12 protein-coding genes and 3 pseudogenes are annotated in these 17,577 nt (G+C 42.9%); 4 read left to right on the top strand and 11 right to left on the bottom strand.

Going from position 1 to position 17,577, the window contains the following annotated elements; translation table 11 throughout:
- Window positions 1-213 precede the first annotated feature (213 nt).
- The gene (locus Bovatus_RS06080; RefSeq protein ID WP_004300134.1) at window positions 214-2,520 is read right to left on the bottom strand and encodes a family 20 glycosylhydrolase; all 2,307 of its coding nucleotides are present in this window, start codon (window positions 2,518-2,520) and stop codon (window positions 214-216) included.
- Window positions 2,521-2,704: 184 nt separating this feature from the next.
- On the opposite strand from Bovatus_RS06080, the gene Bovatus_RS06085 reads away from it, so the two are divergent.
- A complete protein-coding gene (locus tag Bovatus_RS06085; protein WP_004300135.1) occupies window positions 2,705-3,619 on the top strand; it encodes a cation diffusion facilitator family transporter in 915 nt (304 codons plus the stop codon).
- 335 nt (window positions 3,620-3,954) lie between these two features.
- Here Bovatus_RS06085 and Bovatus_RS06090 read toward each other — a convergent pair whose 3' ends face one another.
- The 10 genes and pseudogenes from Bovatus_RS06090 to Bovatus_RS06125 all read right to left on the bottom strand — a co-directional run bounded on the left by Bovatus_RS06090 (window position 3,955) and on the right by Bovatus_RS06125 (window position 13,616).
- On the bottom strand, window positions 3,955-6,294 hold the full coding sequence (locus Bovatus_RS06090; protein ID WP_004300137.1) for a TonB-dependent receptor: 2,340 nt from the start codon (window positions 6,292-6,294) through the stop codon (window positions 3,955-3,957).
- A 113-nt stretch (window positions 6,295-6,407) separates the two neighbouring features.
- Entirely contained in the window at window positions 6,408-6,749 is a 342-nt protein-coding gene (locus tag Bovatus_RS06095) for a hypothetical protein (RefSeq protein WP_008776571.1), read from the bottom strand.
- 124 nt (window positions 6,750-6,873) lie between these two features.
- Window positions 6,874-7,080 (bottom strand): annotated as a pseudogene (locus Bovatus_RS25860) (hypothetical protein); the annotation flags it as partial.
- Window positions 7,081-7,092: 12 nt separating this feature from the next.
- Window positions 7,093-8,190: pseudogene (locus Bovatus_RS25865) on the bottom strand (TonB-dependent receptor plug domain-containing protein); the annotation flags it as partial.
- A 342-nt stretch (window positions 8,191-8,532) separates the two neighbouring features.
- Window positions 8,533-9,195 (bottom strand): annotated as a pseudogene (locus Bovatus_RS25870) (TonB-dependent receptor); the annotation flags it as partial.
- Between the two features lie 84 nt (window positions 9,196-9,279).
- The gene (locus Bovatus_RS06105) at window positions 9,280-9,660 is read right to left on the bottom strand and encodes a hypothetical protein (RefSeq protein ID WP_004317845.1); all 381 of its coding nucleotides are present in this window, start codon (window positions 9,658-9,660) and stop codon (window positions 9,280-9,282) included.
- Window positions 9,661-9,706: 46 nt separating this feature from the next.
- Window positions 9,707-11,305: an aspartate:alanine exchanger family transporter gene (locus Bovatus_RS06110; protein ID WP_004300141.1), complete on the bottom strand. Its 1,599-nt coding sequence runs from the start codon at window positions 11,303-11,305 to the stop codon at window positions 9,707-9,709.
- 47 nt (window positions 11,306-11,352) lie between these two features.
- The gene (locus Bovatus_RS06115; protein WP_004300142.1) at window positions 11,353-12,255 is read right to left on the bottom strand and encodes a cation diffusion facilitator family transporter; all 903 of its coding nucleotides are present in this window, start codon (window positions 12,253-12,255) and stop codon (window positions 11,353-11,355) included.
- A gap of 80 nt (window positions 12,256-12,335) precedes the next feature.
- Complete coding sequence (locus Bovatus_RS06120; protein ID WP_004300143.1) at window positions 12,336-12,716, bottom strand: thioesterase family protein; 381 nt, start codon at window positions 12,714-12,716, stop codon at window positions 12,336-12,338.
- 18 nt (window positions 12,717-12,734) lie between these two features.
- Entirely contained in the window at window positions 12,735-13,616 is an 882-nt protein-coding gene (locus Bovatus_RS06125; RefSeq protein ID WP_004300144.1) for a hypothetical protein, read from the bottom strand.
- Window positions 13,617-13,812: 196 nt separating this feature from the next.
- On the opposite strand from Bovatus_RS06125, the gene Bovatus_RS06130 reads away from it, so the two are divergent.
- Genes Bovatus_RS06130 through Bovatus_RS06140 form a run of 3 tightly spaced genes read left to right on the top strand, consistent with a single transcriptional unit; the run spans window position 13,813 to window position 17,552 of the window.
- The gene (locus Bovatus_RS06130) at window positions 13,813-14,709 is read left to right on the top strand and encodes a calycin-like domain-containing protein (RefSeq protein WP_004300145.1); all 897 of its coding nucleotides are present in this window, start codon (window positions 13,813-13,815) and stop codon (window positions 14,707-14,709) included.
- 15 nt (window positions 14,710-14,724) lie between these two features.
- On the top strand, window positions 14,725-15,408 hold the full coding sequence (locus tag Bovatus_RS06135) for an HmuY family protein (RefSeq protein ID WP_004300146.1): 684 nt from the start codon (window positions 14,725-14,727) through the stop codon (window positions 15,406-15,408).
- Window positions 15,405-17,552, top strand: a complete 2,148-nt coding sequence (locus tag Bovatus_RS06140; RefSeq protein ID WP_004300147.1) for a TonB-dependent receptor — start codon at window positions 15,405-15,407, stop codon at window positions 17,550-17,552. The genes Bovatus_RS06135 and Bovatus_RS06140 overlap by 4 nt, the downstream gene beginning before the upstream one ends.
- The last annotated feature ends 25 nt before the right edge of the window (window positions 17,553-17,577 follow it).

The raw sequence follows: 17,577 nt of genomic DNA on the forward strand, positions 1-17,577 counted from the left end.
TTTCAAAAAAGAACAATATTCGAAATCGTTCAAAAAAAAGAGAGCTTATATTTCTATAAGCTCTCTTCATCCCATTCAATCCGGTGCATGTGCACCTTTGATATATGATTAATCTCGACTCGTCTCTCACTGATTCGCATAAGTTTTCAAATATTTTCTGCAAAGGTACAGCTCGCCGGCAAGACGGACAATACCTAAAAATAATGAAATTTGCTATTCATGTTTCAGCCATGCACTTGGCAATACTTCTTTTTCACCTTTTTCATTCACCAGTTCCATCTGCAATACGCCTCCGTTACAATCGAAGTAACGTACCTCTATCGGATGAAGCCCGGCTTTCAAAGCCTTCTGCACAATAATCTCTACCGGCGAATGTGCTCCATCATTATCTCCCAACAATTCACCGTCAAGCATTAATGTGCTACCGTCGTCCGAGAGAAGGGCAAATGTATAGATACCATCGGCAGGAACTTCCAGATAGCCGGTCAATACCAGACCGATATTTCCTTTCACCTCTTCGGGAATGGATACCGATTCCACCACATACTCCCCTTTGACAGGAGCTGCATCAATATCCGCACAAAGATTACCACGGAAATCGTGCCATACTGCTTTCAAGCCGGGCTGCAAAGCAGCCGGAGCAGTCACCGCCTCCGCATAAGGAGCCTTTACATACTTGGTACGCACCGCATCCGAAGGAGAACCATCCGGACGAAAAGTGCGGAAAGCGAAATCCGTAGTCTTCCCAACTTCCAAAGCACCGTTATAAAGAGCTGATTCTTTGGTAGGCATACTGCCGTCTGTCGTATAACGTATTTCAGTACCGGGTAACGGGCAGGTCAATTCCACAGTTGTTTCATCAATAAATGCATTCACTTTATAGAATCCCTGCAAATCAGGCACCCTATAATTTACCCTCATCACATCCATCCGCTTAAATTGCGGAACAAGCTGACGATAAAATTCTTCGAGACCCGGTTTAGCTGTCGGCTCCGCCCAAGCTATTTCACTCAACGCTATCATACGGGGAACAATCAAATATTCAATGCGCTTCATTGTCGGAATCCATTCAGCCCAGAGATTCGCCTGCACACCCCAGATATATTTCTTCTGTTCCGGCGATAACCGCTCGTCTGCACACGGATCATACGCAAGTATTTTCTTTACTGAATTCTGATCCTGCGCATAATCGAAATAGAAATATTCATTCGGACAAGCAATCACTTTCTGCTTTTGTGCAGTTGCCGTAGGCAATGCATCTTTCGCCCAACTTCTCCACCAGGTAATGGCAGCATCGGAAGATAATCCGTCGGATACCACTTCATCCCAGCCTATGAGTTTCTTTCCGTTGGCAAGGAAGAATTTCTCCATGTCACGTACAAACCATGCCTGAAGTTCTTCTACCGAACCCAGTTTCTCCGTACGAATCCGTTTCTGACAAAGAGGACATTTCTTCCAGTTGGCTTTTTCCACTTCATCACCACCCATGTGCACATATTCATAAGGGAAAAGTTCAAAAACTTCTTTGAACACATTCTGACAGAACTCCAGCGTTGTATCTTTGCCCGGACAGATAGGAGAAGAGAAAGTTTTCCCCCACCCGATTAATCCGTCACACACCAATTCCGGATATTGACCGATAGCTGCCAGGAAATGTCCCGGCATATCGATCTCGGGAATGACATCGATACCTCTTTGCGTAGCATAGGCTACTATTTCTTTTATATCATCATGAGTGTAATAACCTCCATACAGCGTATCTCCTTCCACAATGCGTATCTTATCTTCCGGAATCAGGAAATCGGTATTATCTTCTTCTTTCGCACGTGCCATACAGGTACGATCCTGCGTATTGAATTTACGCCAGGCCCCTTTTTCTGTAAGCAACGGGTATTTCTCGATCTCTATACGCCAACCCTGATCGTCGGACAGATGCCAGTGGAACTTATTAAGTTTATACAAAGACATCAGATCTAATACATGCTTCACTTCTTTTTTATTCCAGAAATGGCGGGAAGCATCCAACATAAATCCACGCCATTCAAACCGTGGCGCATCTTCTATTTGCACGACAGGGATAGAATAATTCTGTTTCTCTCCCTGCACTTCTATCGTTGCAGGAAGCAACTGGCGAATAGTAGTAATAGCAGAAATAATACCCGAATAGTCAGTTGCCTCTACCCGAATATACTCCGGTGTAGACTCAAGTTTATAAGAGCTAGGCTTTCCAACAGTATCCTTCAACTGAAAATACATATCTACCTGACTCTTATCGGTAGTGACTTCAACAGAAGACGATATGACATTCCGAAGAATCTCCTGCAGATACCCGGCAGCCGGAAACAAGGACTGATCGGAAACCCCAATCTTCATTCCATCTTTTAAAACAAACGAGCCAGACTGCTCGGTCAGACTAACGGGGGTAGGTAAGATTGCAATCTCTTGCTTGACGGTAGGCGTGCAAGAAGAAAAAATACAAGCTGACACAATGAGAAAAGAGCTACTTAGTTTTTTGAACATGCGGTTAACTATTTAATAAATTAATTGTCCTGTTTTTAATTGACCATCTATATATAATACAACTAAAACGTATAAACTACTAAAAAGGCAGAAAAAGTTTTTTGCGACTTCATATCACAGACTCCTATTAATGTTTATCTTTGCTCCCCAATCCCATTACAAACAATTATAAAGAGTCACTTCAATGTCAAGAGAGAAAATACTAATCACAACCTCGTGGATCAGCACAATTGGCAATGCAATCTTGTCCGTATCCAAAATCATAATCGGTTTATTTGCCGGTAGTTTAGCCGTAGTCGGCGACGGTATCGACTCGGCAACCGACGTCGTTATCTCTATCGTTATGATTTTTACGGCACGCCTCATCAACCGCCCTCCTTCAAAGAAATATGTATTCGGATATGAGAAAGCGGAAGGGATCGCAACAAAGATTCTATCACTCGTGATATTTTATGCCGGTGTACAAATGTTGCTATCATCCACTAAAAACATCTTTTCAGATGAAGTGAAAGAGATACCATCGGCTATCGCCATCTATGTCACTATATTTTCTATTATCGGTAAACTCTTACTGGCTTCATACCAGTACAAACAGGGAAAGAAGATCAACAGTTCCATGCTCACGGCAAACGCTATCAATATGCGTAATGATGTTGTCATTTCAACCAGTGTTTTGTTAGGATTGATATTTACTTTTATCTTCAAATTGCCGATACTCGATTCGATAACAGGATTGATAATCAGTCTCTTTATCATCAAATCTTCCATCAGCATCTTCATTGATTCCAATGTGGAGCTAATGGACGGGGTGAAAGATGTCAATGTATATAATAAGATATTCGAGGCTGTAGAGAAAGTGCCCGGTGCCAGTAATCCGCATCGCGTCCGGTCACGAATGATAGGGAATCTCTATATGATTACCCTTGATATAGAAGTGAATCCACAAATCACGATCACGCAAGCCCATGAGATTGCCGATGCAGTGGAGAAGAGCATCATTAATTCGGTAGATAATGTATATGACATTCTGGTACATGTGGAACCTGCCGGTAAATGTCAGACAGGAGAAAAATTCGGGGTCGATAAAGATATGGTTTGATCCATCTCTACACAGAGTTTCTTTCACTTTCCTCTATCACCTATCACCGACACTTCCAAAAGCTCTTATTCATGGGGATTTCAGGGGTGGTGACAGGTTGTTTGCAACCTATCACCGCATCTATCACCTATCACCGCCCGATCAATCAATGATTAACAAGGAGAAAAGAACAAGTCTCTATACGACATATTAGTTTCAGCCGCTTGAAACTTTTAGTTTCAAGGCTTGGAACAAAGTGTTTCCCGGTGTGAAACAAATCGTTTCACTATTTGAAACAAAGTGTTTCAACGCAGGAAACAAAAAGTACCGTGCCGGGAAACTATTTTTATGACCGATTAATAGCTGATCTTTACTCCGGCAAAGAAACTTCTCGGCAAAGAAGGACCGTAAATATAACCGGAATCCCGGTTAGCTCCTCTGTCAAAGTCCTTCTGATAAGACTCAAAAATATTCTGAACTCCGCCGTTTAATTGCAAATCAACCGTTTTGTATAACTTGAAGTCATAAGCCAGTTTCACTCCCAAATCAAAGAAACGAGGTGTTCTGATTGCTTCCGCTTTTCTTTCAGGCATTTTACCCAGTTCGGCATTCTCGGCGGTGATATCCATACGTTGCACCAACATCCTGCCGGTATAGGTTCCTGACAAAGCAATAGATAAAGGTTTGATGGGGGTACAAGTAGCAGTGAAATAACCGTATGTATCGGGAGTACGGAAAATCTTCTTTTCTGCCGGTGCATCGTCATGCCACTTATGCGGTTCATCGTACCGGCTACGTTGTAAAGTTAATCCCGCTTGTATTTGCAGGATAGAAAGATAAGCCACTTTACCTTCCAGTGTCAATCCCATCACTTTAGCACCGGGGCCATTGCTACGTGTTTTCACTAATATACCATCACCACGGTCGTAAGGTTTGCCCAATACAAAAACATCGGTCAGTCTTGTATAAAAACCCTCAATCAACAAATTCGTCTGGAATGCTCCGAAACGATGATACATATCTGCAGAAACACTGAAACTTTGGGATTTCTCTTCTTTCAAATCCTTTGCACGCTCGATCATAGCCACCGTTCCGCCCACATTTTCAATATGCATATCCTCATCAAAAGCCTGCGGAGCACGAAATCCGGAAGAATAGCTTAAACGCAGGTTAATATTCTGGGTAGGATTAAAACGCAAGTTGGCACGGGGACTAAAGATCACATTATCCACCATATTATGCTTATCCAGACGACCACCAATCAGAATCCCCCAACGGTCGTTCTTCCATTCGTTCTGCAGAAAAGCACTGTAAATATTCACCGTCTGATCCGTGTGACGGTTATATCCCCACATGTTATCTTTTAGGCGGTCACGGTTATATTCAAGCCCTGCCGTGAGATCAGAAGGCATAAAAAAGCACTTGTCAAACGTATGTACGTATTGTGCACCACCCATAGCGGTTAAATCCGTTGTCTTTCCATAGGCTTTCAGAGGATCGTTACCCGGTCCGTAATAACTGTCCCGGTCTGTATTGGCAGCCGATGCAAAAACACTTAGACGGTTCTTTTCATCCGGAGAGAAATAATCGAATTTCAAACTTCCACCATCAATAGAATGTTGCAACTGCTCCGCAATATGCGCTTCGTGAGGAGGACGGTTCAACATATCCCCTCCACGACGGAATTCCTGCATGTGGTGATATTCAAAGGTCAGTTTGGAATAAGTACTTGTTTTCAGATAAGAGCGGAAACCCACTGTCTGATTCTTCAATTTGGGCAGTTCGGTAAATCCGTCTCCGTCATAATCATATCCCGACCGATAACGGTTCTGACCAAAGATATACAATCCGGCACGATGATCGTCCGTCACCAATGAAGCATTCAGCGAGGTGTTGTTATCGAATGAGGAGCTTCCTCCTAAAGAAGTTATGGTGTGCGACAGCTGACCCGAATTACGTAAAGGCTCTTTGGTGATTATATTAATCGTTCCTGCAATAGCTGAAGAACCGAACAAGGCGGAGCCTCCCCCACGCATCACTTCTACACGTTCAATCATACTGGCAGGAATCTGTTCCAGTCCATACACTCCGGAAAGGGCGCTGAATACGGGACGCGAATCTATCAGAATTTGTGTATATGGTCCGTCCAGACCATTGATGCGGACTTGCTGGAAGCCACAATTCTGGCAATTTGTCTCCACACGCACTCCGGGCTGGAAGTTCAGTCCTTGTGATAAAGTGGAAGAGTTGGTGGTTTCAAAAAGTTTCAGGTCGACAACATTCACCAAAGTAGGAGCCATACGACGTGTCGTTTCACTCCGGTTGGCGGAAACTACTACTCCGTCGAGAGCAATCGCATCCTCTTCTATTTCAAAATCTTCTTCCAGTGTCTTTCCTTTTTTCAGAGTTACGTTGCGGGTCACTGTCTTGTAACCTACTGAACTAACTTCCAGTATAAAATTTCCTTCCGGCAAATTCTTCAAAAAATAATGCCCGGTAGCATCGGTCACGGTTCCTATGGTCGTTCCTTTCAGTGCGATAGTGATGTACGGAAGATGTTCTTTCGTTTTTTTATCCAGTACATGACCTATTATATTCGCATCGGATTTCTTCAGTTCAGGGTAGTCCGGACGTTCAGCCAATGCGTATGACAAGACACAGCACAGGCCGACCAGGACTAAAAGATATTTCTTCATTGTCGTTAGTCTTTTAATGTTTTAATTCGAAAAATAATAATAAAGGGAAAGGGAAGCAGCGATCGTTAATCGTTGATCCTAATACATTAATACTGTTCCCCCAAAAAGATAGACTAAGCGATAGGAGGTGCTCTAAGAGATATTACGCCCGGACAAGAACGGTAAAATTGCTCAATTTGCGGGCGGACAAACAGGATGCATAATAGAGATAAAGCAGCAACAGAGAATGTTGGTATCAAACCGCTGTCGGTCACCAACACATGACTCAAGAGATGAATTAGTTGGAATTCAACCGTCGTATGGCTATGTTCGCTGCCTTTTTTAAATGGATGTGAATGGACAATTGTAACCCCGTTGACCACATGGGAGTGAGTAAACAAAGTGATTCCTGCCATGTACGAGATAAACAGTACAGGCAGAAACCACTTCATTATATGTAGGTACAATTGTTTCATTCGGTCATCTTGCACATTTATTCTGTGCACCTAAGTCAAGGTTTAGTTTGTTTTTTGCAAAGATAAGGATTGTCTCCATGCAAAACAATCCCTATTTATAACGATTTTAAATCTTAACCGAATTTTAATAACTTATCTTCACTCCGGCAAAGAAACTTCTCGGCAATGACGGACCATAGATATAACCGGAGTCACGGTCAGCCCCTTTGTCGAAGTCGTTCTGGTAGGCATTGAAAATATTCTGTACACCGGCATTTACCTACAAGTTCATCGACTTGTAAAGTTTGAAATCATAGGCAGCCTTCAAACCGATATCGAAGAAGTCCTTCGTATTCACCGTTATCGGTTTTTCAAGGAATCCCGGAACTGGTTCGTGGGGAACCAGCATCGAACCGGTATATGTACCGGAAAGAGCGATAGATAATGGTTTTATCGGGGTATAGGTTGCTGTAAAATAACCGTAAGTATTCGGTGTACGCATCATTTTCTTTACAGCCGGAGCTTCTTTGTTCCATACGTGCGGTTCGCTATAATGGCTCTGTTGCAGGGTGACTCCTGCCTGAACCTGGAATTTAGTCAGATACGCCATCTTTCCTTCCAATGTCAATCCCATCACACGGGCTCCCGGTGCATTGTAGCGTGTACGTGTCAGAATTCCATCCACTACCTCTCCGTCGGTAAGGGCAAATACATCTGATAACTTTGTATAAAATCCTTCTACCAAAAAGTTAACCTGAAACGCACCAAAACGATGATAAATATCTGCCGAAGCACTCAAACTCTGTGATCTTTCTTCTTTCAGATTATCGGCCAGTTCAACCATCGCCACATTACCGCCTACATTCTCCACATGCAAATCCTCGTCGAAAGCCTGCGGAGCACGGAAACCGGATGAGTAGCTGAAACGAAGATTGATATTTTCCGTCGGATTATAACGCAGATTGGCACGCGGACTGAATATCACATGGTCAATCAGGTTATGTTTATCCAAACGACCGCCAATCAGAAATCCCCAATGCTCATTCTTCCATTCATTCTGAAAGAAAGCACTACCGATATTCACTTTTTGGTCTACTGTACGGTGGTATCCCCACATATTGTCTTCCAGTTTATCCTGATTGAATTCTATTCCGGCAGTCAGATCAGCAGGCATGAAGATACATTTTCCGAAACTATAGACATATTGCGATCCTGCCATCCAGTTTAAGTCGGTGGTGTTTCCGTAAGCATTCGGATCTTGGCCGCCACCATAATAGCTGTCACGATTGATATGCTGCGCTGATGCAAACACATTGAAACGATGTTTCTCGTTAGGTGAGAAATAATCAAATTTCAGTCCTCCACCATTGATCGAGTGTTCGGTCTGTTCCGCTACATTCGCTTCGTGAGGTGGACGGTTCAACAAGTCTCCTCCCCTACGGAATTCTTCCATGTGGTGATATTCAAAAGTTAGTTTCGAATATGTCGTTGTTTTCAGGAATGAACGGAAACCGATGGTCTGGCCGTGTATCTTGGGGATTTCAGAATATCCGTCACCATCATGGTCATACGCGGAACGATGGCGATTCTGACCGAAGATATACAAACCGGCACGCTGGTCGTCCGTCACAAGTGATGCATTCAGCGCCGTACTGTTATCAAAAGCATCGCCATCACCAATACCTGTAATGGTATGCGATAACATACCGGAATTGCGCATCGGTTCTTTGGTAATGATATTGATTGTTCCGGCAATAGCAGACGAGCCGAACAAAGCAGATCCGCCTCCACGCATCACTTCCACACGTTCTATCATGCTGGCAGGAATCTGCTCGATGCCATACACACCGGAAAGTGCACTAAAAATAGGACGGGAATCGAGCAGGATTTGCGTATAAGGGCCATCCAGTCCATTGATACGCACTTGCTGGAAGCCGCAATTCTGACAATTAGACTCTACACGGACACCCGGCTGAAAGCTCAATCCTTGTGCCAAAGTCGTAGAATTGGTATTCTCAAAGATTTTCAGATCCACCACATTCACCAGTGTCGGAGCCAGGCGACGGGTAGTCTCGTTACGATTGGCAGATACTACTACGCCATCCAAGGCAACTGCATCTTCTTCTATCTCGAAATCTTCTTCCAATGTGCGCCCTTTCTTCAGCGTCACATTCCGTCTGACGGTTTTATACCCCACCGAACTAACTTCGAGCACAAAATTGCCTTCAGGAAGATTCTTCAAGAAATAATGCCCGGTAGCATCGGTTACCGTTCCGATGGTAGTACCTTTCAAGGCGACTGTTATATAGGGCAAGTGTTCTTTGGTGTTTTTATCAAGAATATGGCCAACGATATTGGCATCTGACTTACGTAATTCAGGATGATTAGGATATTCATGAGCTTGTCCTTCAAGGGCAGGCAACAATGCGCAGCACAAGCAGACAAGCGAAAAGATGTATTTCTTCATTTTTCGTTTGTTATTCGTTTTCGATAAGTATTCACATGGATAGACAGATAATGCCCTACCTCATGCAAGGTACGGTATCATCATTCAAAGAATGGAGAAACGAATAGCCGGAGGTGCTCTAAGTCCCACTACCCCATGATACGGACAGTGATAGTGAGCATACGGTGAACGGCCGAGCAACAAATACAATAAGAAAGGAATAAAAAGGGAAAGAGCAAAAACTACGGCTGCACCGTCTGCCGTTAAATGAGACAGAAAATGAATCAGTAGCAGTTCGACTGTAGAGTGTTTATGTGCCGCCCCTTTCTTAAACGGGTGTGAATGGACGATTGTCACGCCATTGACCACATGCACGTGGGCAAAGAATGTGAAGCTTACCAGATACGACACAAACAGTATCGGTAAGAAGTAGCGTGTAATATTCAATAACAATCGTTTCACCTCATTTTTTCTTTGAGGCGGCAAAGATACGAACTATTTATTTAACAATCAATGATTATACAAAATTCTGTTAATATACTGCCGAAGCTATGATTTGAATAAACAGAATCAGAAATACCATGGCAATCGGATAAACAGTTGCGTAAGCTACGCTCGGTATGTTACTGTCCACCATTGAATCGGCAGCAGCAAGTCCCGGAGTACTCGTCATACCTCCCGTTATCGTTCCCAGCAAATCGAGCAGACTGATTTTAAATACCAGACGTCCGACAATAGCTGCTACAAGCATCGGTATCAATGTGATGGCAGCTCCTACTCCGAACATCAGCAATCCGCTTTCCTGGAAAGTGGCTACCAGATTCTTACCGGCAGAAGTTCCCACTTCGGCAAGAAAAAGAAGCAGACCTAACTGGCGCAACAACTGATTGGCAGGTCCGGACATAGACCAGATGATGGGGCCTGTCTTACCAATCGCACTCAACACAAGGGCTACCATCAATACTCCGCCGGTCAGTCCCGGAGAGAATGACAGACTATCAGAGAAAGATATATTTATTTTGCCGAACAGCACTCCCAGTACAATACCCATCGCAATGGGGAAGAAATCCGTATCAGACAGTTTCTTCGCATTGTTACCCAGCAGGCGGGCTACTCCTTTAAGTCCTTCTTTCTCACCGACAACCATCAATTTATCACCAAACTTCAAAGCGAGATCTGGAGATGGAGACAAATCAATACCGCTTCGACGGACACGAGTCACTGTACAACCAAAATTTTTCTGTAAGTTCAAATCACCCAGTTGTTTATTTATCATGTCCTTTTTGGTCAACAGTAAAGATTCTATTTCCTGCGTTTTATCCAAAGGCAGTTCGCCTTCTTCTCTCTTACCGATTAACACAGCAAGCTGATTTAATGATTCTTCGCTACCTACGGCTTGTATGTAGTCTCCTTCACGCAGCACTGTATGGGCTGTAGGAATAGATATTTCATCATTGTGCTTCAGACGGGAAATAACAGCGCCCGTCATACCGCGTGCATTAATTTGCATCAGGTTACGGTTGAACACATGCGAATTGGTGACACGGTAGATACAAGTAGTCAGTTCTGGAAATTGTCCGCGACGTTCTATCTCCAGGCGACGGGCTTCTTTATCCAAATCTACCCGCATAATTTTAGGTAACAGTTTGACAAACAGAATCACGCCGATTACTCCAAACGGATATGCGATACCGTAAGCAATGGATGCCAAAGGAGAATTGGTACTGTCAATAGCAACCGCCAGACCCGGTGTACTGGTCAACGCACCGGCAATCAGACCGACAATACTCGGTGTATCAATATCAAATGCGTACTTCAACCCGACTGCGGTCAGGCAGGCGGAACAAATTATAAGCATAGTAATGAGAATAAGCGTCTTTCCTTTACTGCGGAAAGAATCGAAGAATCCGGGCCCTGCCTGAATACCGATGGTAAAAATGAAGAGCACCAAACCGAAGTTTCCTAATTCTTTAGGAATGATAACACCAAAATGCCCGAAAAGAAGGGCAATGAAAATAACTGCCGACACATCGAGAGATAATCCTCTGATTTTTATTCTTCCCAGCATAAACCCTAATGCGACAATCAGGAAAAGGGAAAAATAAGAGGAATGCAATAAGTCAGTAAACATAAAAATAAAGGTTAGTTAGTTTAAGGGCGCGAAGGTACGGATTTTATTTAATCCTCACAACATTCGTTGCTGCAAGTAGCTCTTTCGTCTTCAAACTCCAAAGTGGCATGATGAATGCCTGCCTCTTCGAGTGCTTCCTTTATATGATGTTTCACTTCCTCCAACTGTGTGATATTATCAATGACAACGTGGGCAGTCAGAGCGGTTTCCGTTGTGCTTAACGCCCAAATATGCAAGTGATGGCAATTCTCCACACCGGGTTGTTCCACGATAAGTTGCTGTATCTTTTGAGCGTCTATCCCCACTGGTACTCCATCCAAAGACAACCGGAGACTGTCATGAAGCAATCCCCAGGTAGAGACAATAATAATAACAGCAATGCCAAGTCCGATAATCGGGTCAATGATGCTCCATCCTGTATACGTAATAATAATACCGGAAGCAACTACACCGACAGATACCAGTGTATCTGCTGCCATGTGCAAGTAGGCCCCCTTCACATTCAGATCCTTATCTTTATCTTTCATGAAAAGCCATGCAGTAAGCGCATTGATGACCACTCCCACCCCAGCTGTCCATGCGATAGCGGAACCATCAACCGAAACCGGATGAAATAATTTGTCTATGCTCTCGGCAATAATAATGCCAACAGCAATCAACAGTATAACTGCATTTAATAAAGAAACAAGTATCGTACTCTTCTTATATCCATACGTGTAACGACTATTAGGGTGAACTTTCTCCAACCGGAAGGCCAACATGGCAAGTACCAGACTGGCTACATCACCCAAATTATGCCCGGCATCGGAAAGTAACCCCAAAGAATTATAATAAAATCCTACTCCGAATTCTACTATGACAAAAGTTATATTCAGAGCGATGCCTATGATAAAAGCTTTATTGAGCGATGTCAACCGATGACTATGTTCGTGGTGATGATGAGGTTCCATATTATATATTGTTATTATATCTAATATACAAAAAACATCTTACCCGGAGATTAGTTCATCCTTTTCCACTTTTGGCAGTATTAACGACTGGTTAGTTTTTCCATAAACTTATTCCGGTCTACCACATAACGTATATGTGTTCCTTCACCAATTTTACCCTGTGAATCAGAGGCTACTACGGAAAATGTTAACTTTCGTCCCTCTACCTCAAGAAGTGTGGCTGTTACAAGAACCGTGTCTCCCAATGCAGTGGGTTTAAGATGTGTAGTCTGAATCATTGCTCCTACCGTTGTACTGCCTTCCGGCAGTTGATCTTCAACAGCAGACAAAGCTGCATTTTCCATGAATGCTACCATAGCGGGAGTAGCAAGAACAGGGAGATCACCCGATCCCATTGCCACTGCCAGATTTTCCGGTTTAACCACTACTTCCTTTATAAATTGCAATCCTTTTTCTAACATAATTTCTGATTCTATATTTTAGTTATGACTATTCTTCTTTTTAGCAGACTGGTAGAACAGAAATGCCAACAGAGCTAAAAAAGCCAAAAGTATCGTAATCATCTCTGTTGTATATGCCATTGGTTCTACCCATATTTCATGAAAGATATTCCAGCGTCCCAATACTTCTACAAAAGTCCAGAACACTACTACCGTAGCAATAGAAAAGCGCATGGCATATCCCCATTGAGCGATTTTCAACAGGCGTTTAAACATAAAAAATGAACCTGCCAGACAGCCGAAAGCAACTATAGCAGTAACAGGGCTATGCTCGCCGACAGAATTCTCATCATAACAGAAGAGCAGCACGAGATAGCTCGTCCACATGATGAGATTTAACTCCATAAAAGTAACAATTGATGTATGACGTGTCATCGGCCGTACTACAATCGTGGTGGTACTCTTACGGAAAAAGACTTTTTGAAGATAGGTAAAGAAGTCGCATCCGCTTTTTATACTGAAAATGTAAATCAACATAAACATCACCCAAAAACCGAAGGAGGAAGGCATGATTAAGTATTCCGGTTTTGTCACGACTTCACCGGCAGCGTTCAGCAATGGTTGCACTTCATAACGATGTGCATAATATACGTAGATAAACTCTACCCATCCGGTCCAGAAGAGTAGTCCTCCGAATAATCCCCATAATGTCTGTCGTGTATCTCCTTTTGCAAACACTCCAATAATCACCATCACCAGACCTACTGCTCCCATCGTGAAAGCCGCATAGTGAAGAGCTGTGGATGAGAGCACATGCTCCATAAAAATCATTAATGCATGCCCCAACGGCATAGTAAACAATACAATCAGGAAAGAAGTAATCCCTGTCAATACACTTTTTCTACTGTAGCCGCCTTTCATTTTCTTCTCATTTTAATTTTTTAATCATCAATTTAGTAAAAGACTGCAAAAATAACGAGTTAATCCACTCCTCCCAATACCTACATATAATTAAAGCCTCTCATTTTTTCATTTCTTTTAGGTATTTCCCCCGTATATATATCCCCGTAACTTTGCAGCTGGAAATTTAATTAATCATTATCTATCAAAATTAAGTATGAAAATCTTAAACTTTTGGATGGTTGCCCTTATGGCAATATCTCTTTCTTCTACTTTCGTTTCTTGTAGCGACAACGACGACGATGAACCTAACTTTGCCAAAGAAATAGCAGGAGCTTATAAAGGTTATTCAGTCGGCGCATGCAATATGTTCTCTGATTATTTGTTGGGTGATGAATCCACAGCAACAATCACTGCCAACGAAGATGGTACCATCAATTTGGTATATAAATCCGGATCTGGAGATTTCACTCTGAATAATTTAAAACTTTCTTCTAATAAGTCTTTCAGCGGTTCCGGTGAAGTTGCCATGTCTATGGGCGGCAGCACAGGCGGTAGCTACGACTACACATTAGAAGGTAGTGTAGATGGTTCTAAAGTGTTAAGTTTGAAAGCCAATGTTGATATTCCTGTACCTATGGGAAAAATGGAGATTGATTTCATACAAGGAGAAACTCCTGTTGGTTATTATATAAAAGATACTTATAAATACCAAACTAATTTATCTCTTTCAGTCACTACTCCAGGAGGAAATACCACTGAATCTACTGAGGATTGCAAAGTTATCATCGAAAACCCAACAGGCAGTACAGTAGATGTTACCATTAGCGGCTTCAATAACACAAGCGGTTCTATGAATTATTTTGAAAAGTTCACTGTAAAGGGAGTAAATGTTACTAAAGCAAACGACGGTAGTTACTCACTCAATATCGGTAGCTTTGAAGCAGACACCCAAAAGACTACAGGAGAAATTCTGGCAATCACCGGTACGAGTTTAAGCGGTACAGTTAAGTCAGACGGAACAACTACTATTACTGTAGTTTTTAAACCAGGAAGTATGCCATGGGACATTACAGCAGATTTTACTGGAAGCAATACTAACAGCGCACAATAAACGATTAAATAAGCAATGAAAAGAAGCAGGAACGCTATTTTCAAATATACTATAGTACTGGGAGCGGCAATGTCGCTCTCTGCTTGTAATGGAATATTTGAAAATATTTATGATGCCCCCATCGAAACGGAGATGGAAATCAAGGAGAACAGCTTTTCACAAGTCAAGACTGTTGAATATACAGAATGGGCCTACATTAACCTTTCGGAACGTACAGTTACCACCGTTAAAATCGGAGAGGAATATGAGAGTCAAATTCCTGATAAGTGGGATTTCGCTATTCATCGTTATGATATAAAAACCAATGAGGGTGCTGCCTACAAAACAACTTACACAAGTATCGACGAGTTTAAAGCAACAGGTAAACTGCCTAAAGCGGAAGATTTTGTAAAAGATGAATGGACAACCGATAAAATAGCTATTGACATGTCGGGCATGATGGACGGAAACATTATCTACACAGAGTCTTACCGTAATGCTGTTCTTTCCAGCTGGCTGGACGTTAATACCGCAACAATGCCTCCGGTATACACCATGTCAAACCAAGTCTTTTTGATACGTTTGAAAGACAATACATACGCCGCGATCCGTTTTACCAACTACATGAATGCCAGAGGTATAAAAGGATATATTGACTTCGATTTCCAATATCCGCTTGAGTTCGAGGACAACAACAATGAAACTAATCAACAAGAATGAAACCTACATTTATAATCTCATTATTGCTTTTTTCATTTATAGCAACTTGCACCACATTAGCACAACACTCAACTTATCACATCAGCGGACGTGTAACTGATACAGAAGGGGAACCTCTCCCCGGTGCAACGATTTCCATCAAAGGTAAAGGAACCGGAGCCGTCACATCCGTCGACGGCACATATACATTACAACTCCCCGGAACCGGTACATACCTCATCACCGCCTCGTATGTAGGCTATCAGCCACAAGAAAAAAGACTGACTGTAGGGAAAGAGAAAAGACTAAGTTTCCGCTTATCGGAAGATCAGTTTGACCTGGGAACAGTGGTTGTCACAGGTACACGTACTCCCAAATTACTGAAAGATGCTCCTATCATCACTCGTGTAATCACAGCAGACGATATAAAGAAGGTAGATGCAACCAACGTAGGACAATTATTACAATCGGAACTGCCGGGCATTGAATTTTCCTATTCAATGGATCAGCAGGTTTCTATCAATATGCAGGGATTCGGAGGAAACTCTGTACTCTTCCTGGTAGATGGCGAACGTCTGGCAGGGGAAACTTTAAACAACGTCGACTACAACCGATTGAACCTCGATAACGTGGAACGGGTAGAAATTGTAAAAGGGGCTGCCTCTACTCTCTATGGTTCCAGTGCAGTAGGTGGCGTAATCAACATCATCACCCGTGATTCCGAGGACCCATGGAATTTAAATGTAAACAGCCGCTTCGGTGAACATAACGACCAACGATATGGCGGAACTTTCAGTTTCAAAGCCGGTAAATTCAACAGCCAGACGAATGTGCAACATACAATGTCCGATTCTTACGACGTACCGGAAGGAGATGTGACAACCATCTTCGGAAACCGCACATGGAATGTGAAAGAACGTCTTGTTTACAGACCGATTGAACAGTTGAAACTGACTGCACGCGGAGGTTATTATTTCCGCGAACGGGATAAGACCGGAGACAGCAAAGACCGTTATCGTGATTTCAGCGGAGGTCTGAAAGCCAACTATGATTTCAACATCATGAGTAATCTGGAAGTTGCCTATACATTCGACCAATATGATAAAAGTGATTATCTGACCCCATACAAATACGATGTCCGTGATTACAGCAATGTGCAACATAGCGTACGCGCACTCTACAATTACACCTTCAACGATAAAAACATTCTGACCGTAGGAGGAGATTATATGCGTGACTATCTATTGTCTTATCAATTTACCAACAATGGAAGTTATACCATGCACTCGGCAGATGCATTCGGACAGTTCGACTGGAACCCGACCGAACATTTCAACGTAATCAGCGGGGTACGTTTCGACTATTTCTCACAATCTAACGTACGTCATATATCTCCGCACATCGGACTGATGTACAAAATAGCCAACTGCTCCCTCCGTGGCTCATACTCACAGGGATTCCGCTCTCCTACCCTCAAAGAAATGTATATGAACTTCGACATGGCAAATGCCATGATGATTTATGGTAATCCCGACCTGAAATCGGAGACGAGCCACAACTTCTCGCTCTCGGCGGAATATACCAAGAACCGTTACAATTTTACCGTTTCAGGATATTACAACCTTGTCAATGACCGGATCGACCTGACTTCATTCCGCGACACTGACGGAAGATGGGCACAGCTATATATCAATACAGAGAAAGTAGACATCGCCGGTGTGGATATCAACGCCTCCGCCAAATATCCTTGTGGTCTGGGAATACGTGTTTCTTACGGATACCTCCACGAGTTTATGCGCGACGGACAAATGAAATTCTCCAGTACCCGCCCACATTCAGCGACCGCACGTATCGAATACGGCAAATCATGGGATAATTATCAATTCAATCTTTCCCTGAACGGACGTGCGTTATCCAAAGTAGAAACCAATAAATATGTGGGCAATAATCCGGATGAAGGGACTACCGGAGTGACTTATCCGGGATATACGATGTGGAACCTGACGTTGACACAAGGGATCTGGAAAGGAGTCAGCCTGAATATGGCCGTCAACAACATATTTAATTATGTTCCGAGCTATTATGACGCAAACTCTCCTTATACCCGGGGAAGCAACTTCTCCATCGGACTTGCATTAGACGTAGACAGGTTCTTCAGAAAATAGAAAAGATAAAACTACATACAAAGCT

The organism is Bacteroides ovatus (assembly GCF_001314995.1).
Lineage (GTDB): Bacteria > Bacteroidota > Bacteroidia > Bacteroidales > Bacteroidaceae > Bacteroides > Bacteroides ovatus.

Excerpts from the sequence above, each read along its gene's own strand:
- Bovatus_RS06080 (WP_004300134.1), bottom strand. The coding sequence starts at position 2,520 with ATGTTCAAAAAACTAAGTAGCTCTTTTCTCATTGTGTCAGCTTGTATT.
- Bovatus_RS06085 (WP_004300135.1), top strand. The coding sequence starts at position 2,705 with ATGTCAAGAGAGAAAATACTAATCACAACCTCGTGGATCAGCACAATT.
- Bovatus_RS06090 (WP_004300137.1), bottom strand. The coding sequence starts at position 6,294 with ATGAAGAAATATCTTTTAGTCCTGGTCGGCCTGTGCTGTGTCTTGTCA.
- Bovatus_RS06095 (WP_008776571.1), bottom strand. The coding sequence starts at position 6,749 with ATGAAACAATTGTACCTACATATAATGAAGTGGTTTCTGCCTGTACTG.
- Bovatus_RS06110 (WP_004300141.1), bottom strand. The coding sequence starts at position 11,305 with ATGTTTACTGACTTATTGCATTCCTCTTATTTTTCCCTTTTCCTGATT.
- Bovatus_RS06115 (WP_004300142.1), bottom strand. The coding sequence starts at position 12,255 with ATGGAACCTCATCATCACCACGAACATAGTCATCGGTTGACATCGCTC.
- Bovatus_RS06120 (WP_004300143.1), bottom strand. The coding sequence starts at position 12,716 with ATGTTAGAAAAAGGATTGCAATTTATAAAGGAAGTAGTGGTTAAACCG.
- Bovatus_RS06125 (WP_004300144.1), bottom strand. The coding sequence starts at position 13,616 with ATGAAAGGCGGCTACAGTAGAAAAAGTGTATTGACAGGGATTACTTCT.
- Bovatus_RS06130 (WP_004300145.1), top strand. The coding sequence starts at position 13,813 with ATGAAAATCTTAAACTTTTGGATGGTTGCCCTTATGGCAATATCTCTT.
- Bovatus_RS06135 (WP_004300146.1), top strand. The coding sequence starts at position 14,725 with ATGAAAAGAAGCAGGAACGCTATTTTCAAATATACTATAGTACTGGGA.
- Bovatus_RS06140 (WP_004300147.1), top strand. The coding sequence starts at position 15,405 with ATGAAACCTACATTTATAATCTCATTATTGCTTTTTTCATTTATAGCA.